The organism is Brevibacillus sp. FIR094, from assembly GCF_050477165.1.
Lineage (GTDB): Bacteria > Bacillota > Bacilli > Brevibacillales > Brevibacillaceae > Brevibacillus.
In genome coordinates this window covers 82,243-99,256 of sequence record NZ_JBEAES010000003.1, presented here as the reverse complement: position 1 = coordinate 99,256, position 17,014 = coordinate 82,243, and the positions used below count along the sequence as shown (strand labels likewise).

General features: G+C 46.6%; 14 protein-coding genes. 2 read left to right on the top strand and 12 right to left on the bottom strand.

Features of this window, described 5'->3' with window-relative positions:
• Positions 1-103: 103 nt before the first annotated feature.
• The 6 genes from kynA to ACQ5DJ_RS03400 all read right to left on the bottom strand — a co-directional run bounded on the left by kynA (position 104) and on the right by ACQ5DJ_RS03400 (position 6,066).
• A complete protein-coding gene (gene kynA / locus ACQ5DJ_RS03425) occupies positions 104-964 on the bottom strand; it encodes a tryptophan 2,3-dioxygenase (protein ID WP_429841189.1) in 861 nt (286 codons plus the stop codon).
• A gap of 80 nt (positions 965-1,044) precedes the next feature.
• Positions 1,045-2,040, bottom strand: a complete 996-nt coding sequence (locus ACQ5DJ_RS03420) for an aliphatic sulfonate ABC transporter substrate-binding protein (RefSeq protein WP_429841188.1) — start codon at positions 2,038-2,040, stop codon at positions 1,045-1,047.
• 30 nt (positions 2,041-2,070) lie between these two features.
• Complete coding sequence (locus ACQ5DJ_RS03415) at positions 2,071-2,826, bottom strand: ABC transporter permease (protein WP_429841187.1); 756 nt, start codon at positions 2,824-2,826, stop codon at positions 2,071-2,073.
• Complete coding sequence (locus tag ACQ5DJ_RS03410; protein WP_429841186.1) at positions 2,759-3,601, bottom strand: ABC transporter ATP-binding protein; 843 nt, start codon at positions 3,599-3,601, stop codon at positions 2,759-2,761. Before ACQ5DJ_RS03410 ends, ACQ5DJ_RS03415 begins: the two co-directional genes overlap by 68 nt.
• Positions 3,602-3,787: 186 nt before the next feature.
• Entirely contained in the window at positions 3,788-5,272 is a 1,485-nt protein-coding gene (locus ACQ5DJ_RS03405) for an amidohydrolase family protein (RefSeq protein ID WP_429841185.1), read from the bottom strand.
• Between the two features lie 182 nt (positions 5,273-5,454).
• Entirely contained in the window at positions 5,455-6,066 is a 612-nt protein-coding gene (locus tag ACQ5DJ_RS03400; protein ID WP_429841184.1) for a DedA family protein, read from the bottom strand.
• 256 nt (positions 6,067-6,322) lie between these two features.
• Here ACQ5DJ_RS03400 and ACQ5DJ_RS03395 point away from each other — a divergent pair, with 256 nt between their 5' ends.
• Entirely contained in the window at positions 6,323-7,150 is an 828-nt protein-coding gene (locus tag ACQ5DJ_RS03395) for a hypothetical protein (protein ID WP_429841183.1), read from the top strand.
• 74 nt (positions 7,151-7,224) lie between these two features.
• Here ACQ5DJ_RS03395 and ACQ5DJ_RS03390 read toward each other — a convergent pair whose 3' ends face one another.
• Positions 7,225-7,737, bottom strand: coding sequence for a GNAT family N-acetyltransferase (locus ACQ5DJ_RS03390; RefSeq protein ID WP_429841182.1), 513 nt, complete (start codon positions 7,735-7,737; stop codon positions 7,225-7,227).
• Between the two features lie 266 nt (positions 7,738-8,003).
• On the opposite strand from ACQ5DJ_RS03390, the gene ACQ5DJ_RS03385 reads away from it, so the two are divergent.
• Positions 8,004-9,749: a cysteine desulfurase-like protein gene (locus tag ACQ5DJ_RS03385; protein WP_429841181.1), complete on the top strand. Its 1,746-nt coding sequence runs from the start codon at positions 8,004-8,006 to the stop codon at positions 9,747-9,749.
• A 40-nt stretch (positions 9,750-9,789) separates the two neighbouring features.
• On the opposite strand, the gene ACQ5DJ_RS03380 is transcribed toward ACQ5DJ_RS03385, so the two are convergent.
• The 5 genes from ACQ5DJ_RS03380 to cyoE all read right to left on the bottom strand — a co-directional run bounded on the left by ACQ5DJ_RS03380 (position 9,790) and on the right by cyoE (position 16,842).
• On the bottom strand, positions 9,790-11,397 hold the full coding sequence (locus ACQ5DJ_RS03380) for a SagB family peptide dehydrogenase (protein WP_429841180.1): 1,608 nt from the start codon (positions 11,395-11,397) through the stop codon (positions 9,790-9,792).
• Between the two features lie 22 nt (positions 11,398-11,419).
• Complete coding sequence (locus tag ACQ5DJ_RS03375; RefSeq protein ID WP_429841179.1) at positions 11,420-13,360, bottom strand: TOMM precursor leader peptide-binding protein; 1,941 nt, start codon at positions 13,358-13,360, stop codon at positions 11,420-11,422.
• Complete coding sequence (locus ACQ5DJ_RS03370; protein ID WP_429841178.1) at positions 13,357-15,300, bottom strand: putative thiazole-containing bacteriocin maturation protein; 1,944 nt, start codon at positions 15,298-15,300, stop codon at positions 13,357-13,359. The genes ACQ5DJ_RS03375 and ACQ5DJ_RS03370 overlap by 4 nt, the downstream gene beginning before the upstream one ends.
• 155 nt (positions 15,301-15,455) lie before the next feature.
• Entirely contained in the window at positions 15,456-15,743 is a 288-nt protein-coding gene (locus ACQ5DJ_RS03365; protein ID WP_429841177.1) for a heterocycloanthracin/sonorensin family bacteriocin, read from the bottom strand.
• 181 nt (positions 15,744-15,924) lie between these two features.
• The gene (gene cyoE / locus ACQ5DJ_RS03360) at positions 15,925-16,842 is read right to left on the bottom strand and encodes a heme o synthase (RefSeq protein ID WP_429841176.1); all 918 of its coding nucleotides are present in this window, start codon (positions 16,840-16,842) and stop codon (positions 15,925-15,927) included.
• Between the last annotated feature and the right edge of the window lie 172 nt (positions 16,843-17,014).

Genomic DNA, 17,014 nt, shown 5'->3' with positions numbered 1-17,014 from the left:
CAATATTAGGTAAGATATGTGAAAAGATGTGAAAAGAGTACTACATGCGAAAAAGCGCCCTGGGTCCCCAAGACGCTTTTCTTGCTTTTTTTGAAGAGTTTTTTTACAACAGCGTCCGCAAGCTCCAAAGCTCCGGGAAGAAACGGTGATCGAGCGCTCTGCGTAAGTACATGACGCCTGATGAGCCTCCTGTTCCCGGCTTTTGGCCTATGATGCGTTCGACTGTCGTCATATGATTAAAACGCCATTGTTGTTGTTGGCTAGCGATATCCACCAGCTTTTCTGCCAACTCGTACAGATCCCAATACTGGTGCACATTTCGATACACGGTCAGCCAGGCTTGCTCTACACTCTGATTTGGTTGATACGGCTGTGACCAGTCGCGATTCAAACATTCCGGGTCAATCGGCAAGCCACGAGCAGCCATCTCCCTGATCGCCGCATCGTAAATGCTGGGCTGCTGCAAGGCAGCACTCATTTGGGCGTGAAGCTCTGGTTGATGCGCATAAACCGCTAGGACATGCTGGTTCTTATACCCTAGCGTAAATTCGATGAATCGGTTTTGATAGGATTGAAATCCGGACGAATGACCCAGCTTGTCACGGAACTGGAGGTAATCCGCTGGCGTCAATGTAGAAAGGACATCCCACGATTTAATCAATTGCTGCTGGATACGCGAGACACGCGCGAACATTTTGAAAGCAGGCTCCAGATCGTGATTGCAGATGCATTCATTTGCTGCTGACAGTTCGTGCAAAATTTGTTTCATCCATAGCTCACTCACCTGATGAATGATAATAAACAGCATTTCATCATGATGCGTGGATTGACATTGTTGACTCGACAAGATTTGGTCGAGCTGCAAATAATCTCCGTACGTCATTTCTTTTTGGAAATCAGTGTGAATCTGTGTCTCCAATGAGGTGTCGTTCGGTTGATTACTTCCTTGTTCATGTGGTCTCATCGCGGCATGACCTCCTTTCCCATCTAATTCCTTTCCACCCCTCGTTCCTCCTGCTGAATCTCGCTCTTTCTCACCCAATATTATTTCGCCACTTCCAAATATTTCAAATCGATCAAGCCGTCGATTTTATTACTGGAAATATAGCCGGCTTCCTGGCTGATATCTGCCATTTCCTGAATCACTTTTTCATTAACCTCCGTTGTTACTTCCAAACGAGAAAAGGCTGCCTGCACCTCTTTTTGGCTCAGCTCTTTGCCAGTCAGATTTTTCAAATGCTGGATGATCAGGTCTTGGCTTTCTTCGGGATTTTCCTGAATGAATTTGACTGCCTTTTTATGTGCTTGTAGGTAGGCAGTTGCCAATCCTTCTCTTTTCAAAAACTCATCGCTGGCTGCTACCACGGTATTGGTTGATTCTTTCCCCCAAGCGAATTGATCCCAGTCCAGAAGCAATTTTCCTTCTGCCTGATTTTCCAGTACATATCCCCACGGCTCCTGAGTTGCTGCACCATCAATGGATTTTTGCACGAATAATGCTGCCGTATCTGCTGGAGCCGCAGCATACAGTTCCACATCTCCACCATTCGTCGTCGGTTTCAGACCAACCTCATTCAGTGCTTTTCTGAGCATGACATCCTGTGTGCTGCCGATTACCGGAATCGCTATTTTTTTGCCTTTTAAATCTTTTAGTTCCGAAATATTGGTTGAACCATTCATGACGAGCACAGCTCCGCCATTAACGGCACCTGAAATCAAACGATACCCGGGATGCTTGACATAAAAGTTCAATAGCGGCCCTGGCCCGACTGTCCCTACATCAATTGCTTTGGTAGCCATTGCTTCCATAAACAATCCGCCATTGGCGACCGTTTTTGTTTGAATCTTCATATCAGCACCGAAGGCTTCCTTAAAATAACCTTTCTCCAGCGCGATGATCGTTGCACTATGGGTCAGATTTGGGAAATATCCGATCCTTACTTCCTTCTCAGAGGATGCTGCTCCGCCAGTAGAGCACCCGCTCGCAATCCCCATCAATAATAGGGATGCGACAACGGTACTGAACACTTTTTTAAGCATGTGACGACACACTCCTTAGCCATTTTTCTTTTATGAATGGACTCCCCACTTCATCTGAACGTTGCGTTCGATGCGTGAAAAGACAACATTATCGACAATGGTACCGATGATCGCAATAATGATCATGACTGATATCACCAAATCCATTTGTCCAAGTGAACGTCCCATCTCGAGCAGTTGCCCAAGACCACCTCCACCCCCGAGCAATTCACCTGCCATGAGCGCCCGCCAGGAAAATGCCCAAGCGATTCGAAGTCCAGAGATGATCTGCGGTACAGATGCAGGAAGAATGACTGTTCGTACAAAGTGAAAGCCAGACGAACCGTAAGTCTTGGCTACCCGCTGATATAACGGTGGGACATTTTTGAAACCGCTGGTCGCGTTGACCGTCATCGTCCAAGTCGCACCGATCGTCACGATGAACAGAATAGAGAAGTCATTTAAGCCAAACCAGATAATCGCAAGCGGGAACCAGACAATGCTCGGGATAGATTGAAGCGCAGTCACCACAAAGCCAAGCGTATCTTCTACGAGTTTGTACCTCCAAATGAAGTAACCCAATATCAGTCCGACGATAATGGCAATGAGAAAGCCCACCAGGATTCGTCCCATGCTTTTTCCAATCGCAGCGGTAATTTGCCCGCTTAGCAATCCATTTACGAGTGTTTCGAAAACCTGGGTCAAGCTGGGAAACATGAACGATGGCAGCCCAGATAATTTAGATGTGACTTCCCATATCGCCGCTATCATAGCGATGAAGATGACCCGTCTTAAAGCTGTAGTCATTGCCCATTTCCTCCTTCAGCACCTTTTCTATCTCTTCTTGCAGGATCGACAGCACTTTTTGCTCCGTGTTTAATGTCACACTGTCCGGCATGACTCCATCGCGCATGGCAGGAACCGCAATAATCTCCTTAATTTTTCCGGGGCGGGTGGCAAAAACGACGATCCTCTCCGCAAGCTGAACGGCCTCCCGGATATTATGGGTAACGAAAAAAATCGTGACCTTGGTCGTCCGCCAAATCTCAAGCAACTCCTTATGAAGGACCATCCGCGTCTGTTCATCCAGCGCCGAGAACGGTTCATCCATTAGCAAAATGTCGGGTTCCATGACAAGTGCACGAGCGATGGCTACGCGTTGCTTCATCCCGCCTGAGAGCTGATGGGGATAGGAATGAACATACTTGCTTAAATGGACCATTTTGAGCACTTCCAGTGCCTTTTCGTTGGCTTTCGCTGCAGACAATTTCTTCAACTTGAGCCCGTATGTAACATTTTCCAAAACCGTCAACCATGGAAATAATCCCGCTTCTTGAAAAACAACGACTCTGTCGGGACCGGGCTTATTCACTTTGTTGCCAGCAACGTGTATGTCACCACTGTCGGGTTGATCCAATCCAGCTATTAAGTAGAGCAGCGTCGATTTTCCACAGCCAGAGGGACCGACAATGGAAACGAAGCTGCCCTTTTCCACTTCCAGATTGATATCATCCAGCACCTTTACTTTTTGTTTTTGCTCATTCACGAAATGTTTCGTAACATTATCAATAGTCAGATACATGGCTGCACCTCTTTTTATTCCTACTTTGTCGATAGGGATTATTAATAAATAATGATTAATCCTATCGTTTTTGTCAACTATAATCCAATAAAAAAGGGAAGGCGGCGGGCACCTTCTCCTATTCAATGCGATATCCAAGTTTTATGTGCAGCATTAATGTCGTCTTCTTTCACTACTCTTTTTCCCCTACAACTTCGTCGGATCAAATCTTCTCTCATCCAAATAAGCTCGCGCATGCCCCCAGAAATACTTGCTTGGCTGCATGTAGATTTCCAGACCTGCCCGCTCGATCGTCCGATTCGCCTCTTCATTCGCTTCTTTGAGGATCTGCTTTTCATCCACAGTCAAAACACGGCGCTCGTCCATAATCAGCTCACCATCGACAATGACATGGTTGACATCTCCACCGACGGCCTGATAGACGACACGATGAACGTGCATGTTCTCTGGATTCAAGTGGGCCTTATTCATATTTACAGTAATGACGTCAGCTTTTTTACCAGCCGCAAGCGAACCCAGCTCGTCATCCCAGCCGACACAACGAGCCGCATCAATCGTTACCATTTCCAGCAGCTTGCCCGGCGGGAGGTAATAATAATCACGTAGCGCTGCTTGTTGCAGCAGCTGCATTCTGCGCATAGCCTGGAACATGTCAAATGGAGTCATCGGCGAGGTGCCGTCAGTCGTAATCGCAACAGTCGCTCCCATCTCCAGCAATTCCGTAATAGGGGTGCGAGCATTGATTTGACCAAAACCAGGAGAAGCACTCACATTCGTTCCTGTTTCGGCCAAAATTTTCGCCTCGTCAAAAGAAATTCCCCGACAATGCTGCAAGTGTACGTCTGGACCGAGTAGCGCGTACTCTTTGTCTTGAATCGCGAGGTGAATCATCCCTCCAAAAGCATCGGAATGGATGCGCGTGTCGTACTTTTTCGCAATCTCCCTGATTTTCCGTGCTTGGTAACGGTCGAAATCAGTTAACCCAAACAATTGGTCCGCTGGTGTCGGATAGGATGGATTGACAGAGGTCACAATGACAAATGGAGTTATGTATGCTCTGGTTTTATCATTATTCGCGTGATTCAGCGCTTCGATCACAGCTTCTGCTCCAGCAAGAACCTGCTCATAGGTGACTTCCTTTGTTACTTTTTGTCCATCGACCCAGCGGCTGAAGGGATGCGGCCACGGTGGATTACATGGACCTGTCGCCACGATTTCGCGAACGCCGACCTCGTTGTACGCTTTTGCGTGATTCAAGGCAAAGATCGGATCATCTGAGCGCGGCATCGAGCCCAGGACGCTAACACCTGTCGTAATCCCTGCTTTAAGCCGCTCCAGTGCTGACAGCTTGCCCTCGTAGTACCAGAAATCGTCTGTCACGTAGTGCTTGTATGTGTTAGTCATGATTGGCATCCAGTCGTTGATATTGTCCGTAGCAATCGTTTTGAACAACGAATGTCCGCCATGACCATGTGCGTCAATGAAGCCTGGCAGTATACAATGATGCGCGCAGTCGACTACCCTTTGCGCGGGATACTTGTCTTTTAGAAGTGGAGTGTCCCCCACTTCCAAAATTCTTCCTTTATCGATGGCGACTGCCCCGTCCTGTAATACTCGACGGTCTTTGTCCATCGTAATGACTACGCCGTTTACGAGTAACAAATCGATCAAGATGCATCTCCCCCAGCCTCAAGAATAAGGGCGGTACCCATCACCTACTCCCCCTCCCTACACCTTACCGCAATTTCAACACCTTGTATTTGCAAGAAAATTACAACTTTTTATAATATGTTTACCTGTTCGTTCTGAATGGAAAAACCACCTTTCCTTAAAGGAAAGATGGTCTGAAGGTTTTAGGCATCCGCTTTTCGTTTGCGGAGGAAAAGAATGAGAAAGGCTATCCCCGCAAATGCGAGTACAACATAAACGACATTGGAATATAGATCGAAATAGTACAGAATGTCTTCCCACGATTCCCCCAATAAATGACCAGCCATCACCAGGACGATGTTCCAAATAAGCGTACCGAGTGTTGTAAACAACAAAAACAGCGGGAAATTCATTTTGGTCATACCAGCAGGAACGGAAATCAGACTTCTGATTAATGGGATCATGCGGCAAAAAAAGATCGTCCAGTACCCGTATCGGTCGAACCATTCATTCGCTTTATGGATATCTTCCGTTTTAATGCGCAGAATATGCCCCCATCTCTCTACGATCTTCTCTATTTTTTTGACGTCTAGGTAATAACCGATTCCATAAAGCATGATTGCCCCGATCACCGAACCGATTGTAGCTGACAAAATTACGCCAAAAACCGTTAACGATGATTGCGTCGTCATAAATCCACCGAAGGTCAATATCACCTCAGAAGGTATGGGTGGAAAGATGTTTTCCAGTGCCATCATGAGTAAGATACCGAAGTAACTATATTGTTCAATAATTTGGGTCATCCAGTTCTGCATGCTATCCCTCACAATTATTTACCAATGCTTATCTCTCCAGTATAGAGACACGCGTTGCATAGTTCAATGAAAAGCAATAATCTTTTCTTTTATTTCAATACGAAACAAGGAGGTCTTGGGTTACCCTTCCGTTGAAAATTTTCATGCAGACTATTTTTTAAATAATATTGCAATTCAAGGGAATATGTGGAATATTGAGAGGATACCAACCACATCACATAACTCAAAGTTGAACTCTTTAGGAGGTGAAAACGGCATGTTTCGCAAGTTTGTCTATTCCTTTGTATGTGTATTACTGTTTATGACTGCTGGTGCCGTTGATGTAAACGCAGCCCCACCAAAAGTGACTGGCACACTATTCATTGAGAAACCATTCAAGAAAGAAGGACTTCGGTTTCAAGCGACCGTTACTGAAATCGACAATCCAAAATACGACTCACCAGTGTACCATGTAAATACGATTGTCACGAATATTTCGCGGAAACCGATCACATACACGACTGGTCATTGTTACGGTGTGACAACACGACTAGAAGCGTATGCCTCTGGAGACTCTTGGGAACTTCCGTACCCTGAAGACGAACCTGCCTGTACCCCGGACATCAAGGAAAAAACCTTAAAACCTGGGAGAACGGTGGAGCAAGATGAATATTTTCGAACAGACGAACTCCCGGGTGATCTCACGCCAGACCATTTTCAGTTAAACTCCTCCGTAAATATCCTCGTTGGACCTGAAGATAAGGAACGCAAAGAGGAAATCGTAAAGATGCAGACGAAATTTCTTCCAGGGCTAGCCCTCAATCCAGACGAGATTGAGATCCAGTCTGAATCGAGCGAGCTTCCTAAATCGTATTACGAAATCAATGCGACAGGAAAAGTCTCTAATAAGGAAATCAAGCGCGTAACGCTTCAGGTCTTTAATACGCTCCTTACGTTGCGAATTGACTCGAAGTCAGGAGAGTTTTCCACGAAGAAAAAAGTAAAAGCAAAAGGCCCGTCCCTTCAAGCAGGTGTACTCGAAGTGACGTATAAAGACGGAACGAAACACATATACAACATTCCTATAAAGAATACCAGCAACTAATGTTTTCCACGAAAAAAAGGACTGCCATGTGTGCGCCCTTTTTTCGTGTTCATCTCTGTTTCTGTTCTAGCTCGCTATTCCTTCTGCTTAGACCAGTAAATCATGGTATCGTCTCTCTTTATTTCTGTAAAGCCCATTTTGACTAATATTTTTGCGGAATCTATGTTATCTAGCAAGCACTTCGCCATAATCTTTTTCACATCTGGCTGCAACAACGCCCAATTCGCGAGACCTTCAGCCGACTCGTACGCGTAGCCTTTTTTTCGCTCCGCTTCAATAATTCCATAGCCGATGTCCACTTCTCCCTCTGTATTCGGTCCACCCTTGAATCCTACATCACCGATGATCTTCATGCCATCTTTTGTAATGATCATCCACGATTCAAAGCCTGTCGGTTCCCCTGTGAGTTCGAGTGCTTTGATGATTTTGGGTATCGTTTCCAACGCATCCTCGTCAGGCCAGCCTTTGCCTAATGTAAGATCCATATCCAATAACTCTTCGTAATTTTCTTGCAAAATATTCGTCGCAATTCTATGTGTAAATGGAATCAATATGAGCCGTTGTGTATGAATGCTTTTTTCATTCATGGATAGGTCCCCCTTCCTTTTTCCTTCATTGTCAGTGACATATTCGTTGGACATATGGTTTTTCAGAAAGGGTCTATTCCTACACCTCAGCTACTCTATCAATACTCCGATAGGAAGAATCACTCGGGCACCATCATTATAGCATGGCTTTCCATCCCTTTTCTCAGAACGAATTGAAGATTGATTAATTCGAATTTTTTCCGAATAATGAGAGATAACGAATGATGATGGACACCACGGAAAACTAGTTGGTAAGGAGTGAGAAAATGTCCACAACGCTAAACACTGAGCTTGTCCGCATTCAGCCCTGGAGCGATCACGATCTTCCCTTGCTGCGTCTTTTGAATGCACCAGCCATGATGGAGCATCTTGGAGGCCCGGAGACGGAAGAGCAGCTCCATGCTCGACATGAACGATATGTCAATAAGGACGGACAACTAACGAGCAAGATGTTCAGCATCGTACTGCTGCCAGATCACACCCCTGTAGGAAGCATTGGCTATTGGGACCGCATCTGGCAAGGAGAACACGTATACGAAGTAGGCTGGAGTGTCCTGCCCTCCTTTCAAGGAAAAGGAATCGCCTCTGCGGCTTTAGCTTCACTCATCACACGCATCAACCAAGAACGAAGACACAAGTTTATTCATGCCTATCCCTCTGTCGACAACCCTGCCTCCAATGCCATTTGCCGTAAGCTCGGGTTCACTCTCCAGTCAGAATGCGTCTTTGAATACCCTCCTGGAAGTTTTATGCGCGCCAATGATTGGCGATTAGAAGTTGCATCGGAACATTTCCCCATTGAAAAAGTTCGGGAGCAATTCCCCGCACTTCAACGAACTTACAAAGGCAAACCTGTTGTTTATCTGGATGGCCCAGGCGGCTCGCAAGTCGTAAAATCCTCCATGGACGCGATCTATCGCTATATGGAGAACGGTGGAGCGAATTTACACGGCTCCTTTCCAACGAGTAAGGAGACAGAAGCTATCCTTGCAGATGCCAAGCAATCCATAGCAGACCTTTTCCACGTGAAGCCGCTGGAGGTAGCCTTCGGTGCGAATATGACCACCTTGACCTTTGCGATTGCGCGTGCATTAGGTCGACATTGGAAAGAAGAGGATGAGATCATCGTCTCCGAGATGGATCACCGCGCCAATGTAGACCCGTGGCTGACTGTTGCCGCTGATTGCGGAATGACCGTTCGGTGGTTAAAGGTGAATAAAGAGACATTTACATTACAACTGGATGAGCTCGATACCCTACTTACTTCCAGGACCAGACTTGTGGCAATCGGGCTTGCTTCCAATGCTGTCGGAACGATCCATGATCTCGCTGCCATTTCCCAAAAAGCACGTGCAAAAGGAGCCATTGTCGCTGTCGACGCCGTACATGCGGTCCCTCACTTCTCTATCCATCGGGACGAGATAGGAGCCGATATCCTGCTTTGTTCTGCTTACAAGTTTTTTGGCCCTCACGTGGGAATCGCTATCATCCGCAAAGAAATTTTTGAAGCACTCGATGTTTACAAATTGGTTCCTGCCTCCTCTTCTTATCCAGATAAACTGGAGACCGGAACACAAAATCATGAAGGAATCGCTGGAATCAGACCCGCTATCGAATTTGTTGCGTCGCTTGGTTTCGGTGATAGCTTCGCTGAAAAAATCCACTCTGGTTACGAGTGGATCGAATCCTATGAAAATCAGCTGGCAAAAAAGCTGCGAAAGGAACTAGGCGCTATGAATGGTGTCACCATCTATCAGGCGTGTGAAGACGTACCGAAAACACCAACGATCGCGTTTCGAATCGAAGGGTTTTCTCCCCAAAAAATATGTGAGCGATTGTGTGAGGAGCATAGCATATTCGTTGCGGACGGGGACTTCTATGCGACAACACTCGCCAATTGTTTGGGAATCAATGAAAGTGGTGGCTGGATACGAGCAGGGCTGGCACCGTACAATACTCACGAGGAAATTGACCGTTTCATTCAAGGTATCAAAGCCATCATAAGGGCATAATTCAAGACCCGGGTCAACGCGACTCGGGTCTTCCACGTTTTTATCCATGAAGCCCGCCCTGAAATCTGGCGCGGGGGCGATAGTGTCCGACCGGAATTTGAATCAAGCAGGTTTTCTCTTCGATCTCTAGGTTGTAAAGGTCATCGCAATTCTCCACGTCAAATCCGAGTAGCGGATGACCGCCCATACCACAAGTGAACGCTGCCAAAAGCAAGTGATGCACGACGATTCCCGCCTCCATCTGCTGTATGCGATACCCTCGATAACCTAGTTGATTGATCAGATGATCGCGTGTACCCACCACATGAAAGCAGAGCGGCACTTGATACAAATTCACGTTGTCCAGCGTCATTCCGTCTTGAAGACGTGCTCGGAAATCTCCATAGACAATCGGATAAAGAGCGTGCTCCAGCGGTTCGTACGCGTATGCGCCATCTTGTATCCCTTCTACCTGATGAATGCTGACAAAGAGAGAAAGCCTACTCTGCGCAACCTCCTGATTTTTCCCCAAATCATTGCCATACGATAGAGCACTCATCGTCATTTCCATGATACGCGCTACCTGATTCTGATCTGTTTTCCTCCTGATAAAGTCCACTTCCGGCGAAAAACGCTCCCGGCAATATTGCGCCAGATCAATGCTTGGTTTCTGCGTACGTGGGAGAAGGATGCGCTCATCGGAACGACGGGGCCACTTGCTTTCCAACTGATCCGAATAACGTGTAAACGAATGGGTAGTTTCCTGCATGGCAGCCTCATTCATTTGTAGGAGCGTAGGATATTGTCTCATTCTTTTTGAGCGCATCACTTGCACATGCTTTGGCTCAGACAGCTCTTTGATTAGCTGGCTTGCCGTCTCCTCTCCTCGCTCTGTCCATTGTGCCAATGAGTGCGAATGCCTCTCCCCTTCTGTTTGAATCGATAAGGGAACTACCGCGTATACACTCTCCTGATCGGCAGACAAACCTAGCAGTGCATTCATCGCTCTGTCTAGGAACTGGTAATGTACCGCTGTCGTTACACCGAGCTGATTTCCTATTTCTTGCAATTGTCCTAGCAGTACACCAGCATCGAGGCCCTGCAATCGATAGGAAAACTCATCATACTTAAAAAAGTTCTTCCAAAAATAGATGGATACGAACGCAACTCCAAAGCATGCATGTACCGGACAACTGCCACCAAGCGCTCGGCTAAGGACGTGATCAAAATTCCCTTCGCGCAATTGTACGAGTCTGTGATGAGCCACATCATAGTGGTATAGACCTGAAGGAATACTCGACAGCTTCAAATACACGTACAGCTCACTCGGATAGAGCCCTCCCCCAGACGGGACCGCTCTTCGATTCGTTACAAGCGGCAAAAACGACTCAGATCCTGCATCTGCCGAAGTCGTGGTTAAGAACGATTGGCTGATTTGGATGAGTCCGTAGCTATACCATAACCAAGCGCCCAATTGAGGAAGAAACATCTCTTGTGAAACCGTTTGATCAATGAGCGATAGAGGCACGTCTTCTGGCAGTGGAATGACAGGTAGCCCCCTGTACAGCTTGTATGTCAGTGGCGCATCCCCCCAATCCACTTCGAGATCACTTGGTCGGGAGTTTTCTGTATCAAAATGAAGGCGGTACAAGAAATTTTCGAGACTCATCCGGCTCACTCCCAGATGCATGTTATGGAAACGGATGCGGAAAAGGATTCAACTCGTCTACACGTAGTGGTTGTTTCGTGTAACCCAGCTTCACTGGGACCTCCAATACTCTTTTCAATCCTGTTACTCGCGTGTGATGATGGCCAAAAGTCATCGGGAGCATGCCAGGAATCAATACGCGTACGCAAGATAAGCCGTGGCGCCCTACTTCTGGTGTCGTTTGATCCACCACAATGACATCAAGATCTAACTGTTGGAACACGCCGAGCAACTCCCGCAAATCGTCTGTTAAGTCACGATGTTGGCTTCTTCTAGGAAATTGTTCAGCGAAAGAGACCATCGGACGTGAATCATCCATTAGAAAAGATAAGCGCTCCGCTGCTTCCGGCAAGCTGTAAAGCATCGCATGATCGTCCATCTTTTTCACCATGGACGATTCACGGAGCATGCGCAAATATTTGTCTCGGTTCGCTTCGTACTTGTCTGTCAAAGGCAGGAGCATGGCAGCTGTCTCGTAAATAGAGCTTTTTACAGCACGGATGGGATCTGGGTGCGCACCTGCTGCACAAACAAGGTGTATTCCTTCCTTGCTGCGGTTTTTCGCAATCGTCCATACACTCGGGATGCCATTTTCCATCGTCGCATCGAACAAGTACAAATCGTAATTCGCGACCGTCTGCATTCGATCAATCAACAAAAGCAATTCGCGATCATGAATAGTAGCCGGATCGAGGCGTGGCAATGGCAATCTAGCATACCAGGTCAACAAGAATGCATCGCGCTCCACTACTTCCAGGATGCCGTAAAAGATCGCCTCCTCCAAACTGCCACCTAATGCACAGCCATTGGAGGTCTCAAATACAACCCCCTCCCCGAATCCCATACTGTAGTAGGCCATGAGCTCAGGTACAAGAATGGGTCGCTCTTCTTTAAAAGAATAACCCCATACCCAGTTCATCTCTCGCTTAGGATCAAATGGCTGAAACGGAAAATCTGGAAGGGCATACTGCTCTTCTGAATGGGTTCCCGCCGTAGTCGGATCAAGGGCATGCGGCGCAAGATTTGCATAACAATCGCGAACCGTCGTCCTCTTACCACGCGGCATTACACCACAATATCTTTCCATTCCCTCCAGAATCGCCGTTAACTCGCTATCCGCGTACGAAACGGATCTGCCTGCTGTGCCCTCATTATGCGAAAATAAAGGCAAATTGACACTTACATCTGCAAAAACAGAGACGAGATCACGGACTTTCCCGTTCAAAAATCCGGTTCGGGAATCCAAATACTCGGAGGTAAGTGCTTGCTGCATCTCAGCTATGGATTTTGTGCGGTAACTATCAGGACTTCGCTTTATGTTGGGCTTCAAGCGTATTCTTGCCCGATCCTCTGAATCCTCAGGCAACCGATTACATACCGAACATAATGGATTTGGCAGAAAGAAATGGCGGGTACTTGTCAATGTTTGTAAATCAATGAATTGGATATGCTCCGATAAGTGGGCTTGCCTGCCCTCTACGAAACGTAACACCTCCGCAATTACGTGGTGTGCCACCTGTAGTAAGCCAGAGCGGGATGACCACGGATCCCGATGTATTTCGCTTTTTTCGCTTAGCATTTTTTGTACCTTCCACATCTCTTGCCGATCGCGTCCCGCCATCAAACGACGCATATCTGCGCACTGGGAGCACCCTGTTTGACCTGGTCGTACCAACGGTCCTACAATAGCTTCTCCGAACGAAACAAAACTGCGCAGCCATGGAATATTAGCTTGTTGGAAATGTTTTTCTGCATGCAGATACAAGGAAGGATGATAGGTATCGTGTAACAGAAGTGCCAAGTCTGCTCCCCTTGTCGCCGATTCCATTTTTTCACTCCGCCACACGCGGTAATCCGTCATGAGACGTTCTGAAATCAGCTCTGCTAAGACACCATCTCCGATAACAAGAATGTCAGCACTCATTGACGCACCTCCTGAGAGAGCAGCAAAGCGAATACCCCGCCAAGATCTTCCTCCAAGAAAGGCTCTATCGCCGCATTTATGATCAGAGGTTTTTTGTGATGAAGCGCTAAAACTTCGACAGCGTGCTGCCAGACTTCATTTTCAGATTCTTCTTTGTTAGGGATGAATGCCAAATCCATTGTTTCACCCGTCAATGCTACAGATTGCGCTGTAAGTACAAACTTAGACAATGGTGTTGATTGATTCTGGATACGATGCAAGGCATGCATCAACGCTTTTTGCAACGCGTCTAGCTCCTGTAAGCCGACACTCCCAAACCAACCAGAGCGCGTTCCCACCCAAATAACCGGAAAACCGCACACATCATGGCCCTTGGCAATCTTCGGTTCTTCGCCCAATGTAGCGAATGACCGCAAATAATACTGAGACTGCTCATCCGCAATCTTTCCTCCGTACGCAGGTCTAGCTGTTGGTTGTCGTCCTTTCATTTCTGACACATACGTGAGTGTTAAACAATGTAGTAACGCCCGCCTTAACCCTTCTGCTGCCGTTTCTCCTGCTCCAATTCCGATACTTCCATCTATCCCCATTTGAAAAGCCGTGTTTTGGGTAGCGAGATGGTTCACTATTCTTCCGACATACATTTCTGCCCCAAGTAATCCTGCTTCTCTTCTCGCCTCATCATGGTTGTAACCCGCGCATACGACGGATGGCAACAGCTCTGCGGGACCATCTGCGACTGGATCGACTGCCGTAACGATACACTGAGTGAGCGGCAATTGCGTTAGCTCACCCTCATCCCAACTGTCAAAAATTCCGGTCCCAGATGAGGTCCATGATGGAAACTGAGACAATAGACTTTCCTTTTGTTCTGCCTCTTTTGATAGCTGCGATTGGAGACCTCGTTCATCCAATACCGCCATGCTCATCTCTTCACTCAGCATCGGATGCCGCATGAATGACTGCCAGCTTCCTTCTAATGTCTCTAGATTTAGCAAATAAACCTTGTTGGGGACCTCTGTTTCTATGGCCCCTGTAACGTATTTGAACCATTCAAATACAGCTATGTTCGCCAACATGGCTGCTGCGGTCATAGAAAATGCATGATGATCGGGGTCCGCACTCAAAGCCTGTCGATGCAACCGACGCCAAGCCGATTCAAAGCAAGCCTCTGATTGCGGATGAACCAGCGGCCCTACCATTCCTTTTTGGAGTACAAAAAGCGCCGGAATAAACACCTTCTCTCGCTCTCTGCACACAGAATGAATGACACTTATTTCATCCTTGTTTGTATGTGCCGATGTGTACAAAACAGCAGTGAATGGCTCGATTGCCTCCGACCACTCTACCTTCCCCCACGACGCTGGTTCTAGCTCTTCCAGCTTTACCTGAGGGTCTTTCCTACGTGAATTCTCGATGATCGTCTCTAGCCGCTCACGATCAGTCGGCGTCTCGCCCGTCAATGCATAATGGAATTGAACGCATCCCGATTCTAACAATGCATGGATAACCGAAAGGAGAAATGGGCCCGCACCGATTACCAAAACGTTTTCTGCTCGATATTTTTGAAACCGATACCCTCCCGAACCGCCAAATTGGTCCAAAAATTCAATCTGCGCTGCATACGTTGTCATCATTTCTCGGGATAAATCATGTGGTTTATCCTGACTCACGTCTTGGAGAAATCCATTTTGTAAAAGAGCATCCGCTACCTGGTATATTTGCTGTTGGTATTCATCCGGCAAATCGTCGGTCAATTGTTCAAGTGTATGCTCACCATTAAACATGGGCATTAATTGGTCTACCCATCGTTCGATCATGTCACCCTTCATGCGGAAGGTCCCTATGTTATTGCGAAAATATACACTTCCATCTGCATCGGGTATATAAACGGTATCCCGCTTCACTTTTATACGCATCGCAGGATTCAACCTATCCATTCTCCTCCCCCTCCCATTGCGAAATCAGACTATTTGTGACGAGACATGTCACTCTCATTTTATGTAGGACTATTTGTCTCACATTCCTGTTCGAAAAAAACAAAGCTCCTGCCAAAACAATCCTGTTGGCAGGAGCATATTGCGGGGTGTGATCATTAATCGTTATCAAATACGACAAAGCATGGGAAGAAGCAAGAGCAACTGCAAGAGCAAGAGCAACTGCATGAACAGCTACAGACGCAAGAACAGGAGCAAGAGCAACTGCAACGACTACAGCGACCACAACTGCATCTACTGCAGCCACCACCGCATCTTCCACATCCGCCACACCGTCCGCGAACGAGCGTAGCTTCATTCATTTTTTCTTTGTCCCAACGGTGTACTTTATCCGATTTTATTTCAGATGCCTTAAGTTTTTTTAGCTCTTTTTTGAAATCATCCATTCATTTTCACCTCCGTCACATCATGGGAGCTACTCTAGATTTATGAAGTGACATTGGGTATTTGTTCCATGATTATGCGCCCATTTTTAGTTGAACATGAGAAGAATCCGCTATACTGCAAGGTTCCCAAACAAAAAAAGAAGCCGCCCTCAAAGTGAAGGCAGCTTGTATGATCACTGATTTACAGTTTGAAAATAATCCCCATCAGCGAGTAAATAATCACCGTCGAGAACAGTACCGTCATATGAATCAGTGAATAAATAAACATCGTTTTTGACCATTTCTGCGAATCCATTTTCCGGTATCCAAAAACACTCAGAACCAACCACAAAACATTCAGGAGCAGGGCCATCAACGTAAGACCAGCGCTTAAAGACCAGAATAGAAAACTGCTAGCAATTAATACAACCAAATAAACATTTGTTTGAATGTAGGTACGTCTCGCACCTTTAACCACGGGCAACATAGGAACCCCAGCCGCTTTGTACTCATCATGCTTGCGAATCGCGATCGCATAGAAGTGAGGCATTTGCCAAATGACCATGATGATAAACAGGCCAAGGATAGCAGGATGCGTGATATCTGGATGAATGGCAGCCCATCCGATGAGCGGCGGCATTGCGCCAGAAATACTCCCTACCTCCGTATTGTAAACCGTTCTTCTTTTGGTCCACATCGTATAAGGCACGACATAAAAAAACAGTCCGAGAAATCCCATAATGGCAGCCAACGGTGATGCCAAGACGAGCGCCACCAAGCCAAAAATCGTCATCAGGGATGCTAGCCATAAAACGGTCTTCGTTGATATATCTCCTGTCACCGTAGGTCTGTTCTTCGTCCTCTCCATGACAGAATCGATATCGCGATCATACACGTTATTAAATGCACCCGCTGCGCCCATGATTAATATAGAGCCGATCGTAGCAAATAAGATTTCTGGCAGCTTATCAATTAGACTGAAGTGATACGTATATAAAGCCAATGTTAATCCGGCAAACATCGGAATCAGATTCGATTTGATAATCCCCGTCTTAACCGTTTGCGCCAAAATATTGGACATAGGCCGATTCCGCGTTGCTACGCTTTCTTCCCTCTGCATTCGTACACTGTCCCCTCTTACTAGATGATCTATATCTATCGTACTCCAAAATAGCATGACATAGTAGACGGTTAAATCCTACAAAACTGCCATTTGTATCTTACATACCAACAAGGATTTAAATACTAAATGGAATGTTAATTCTATATGGTATGATTGTCAAGAGAAGGAG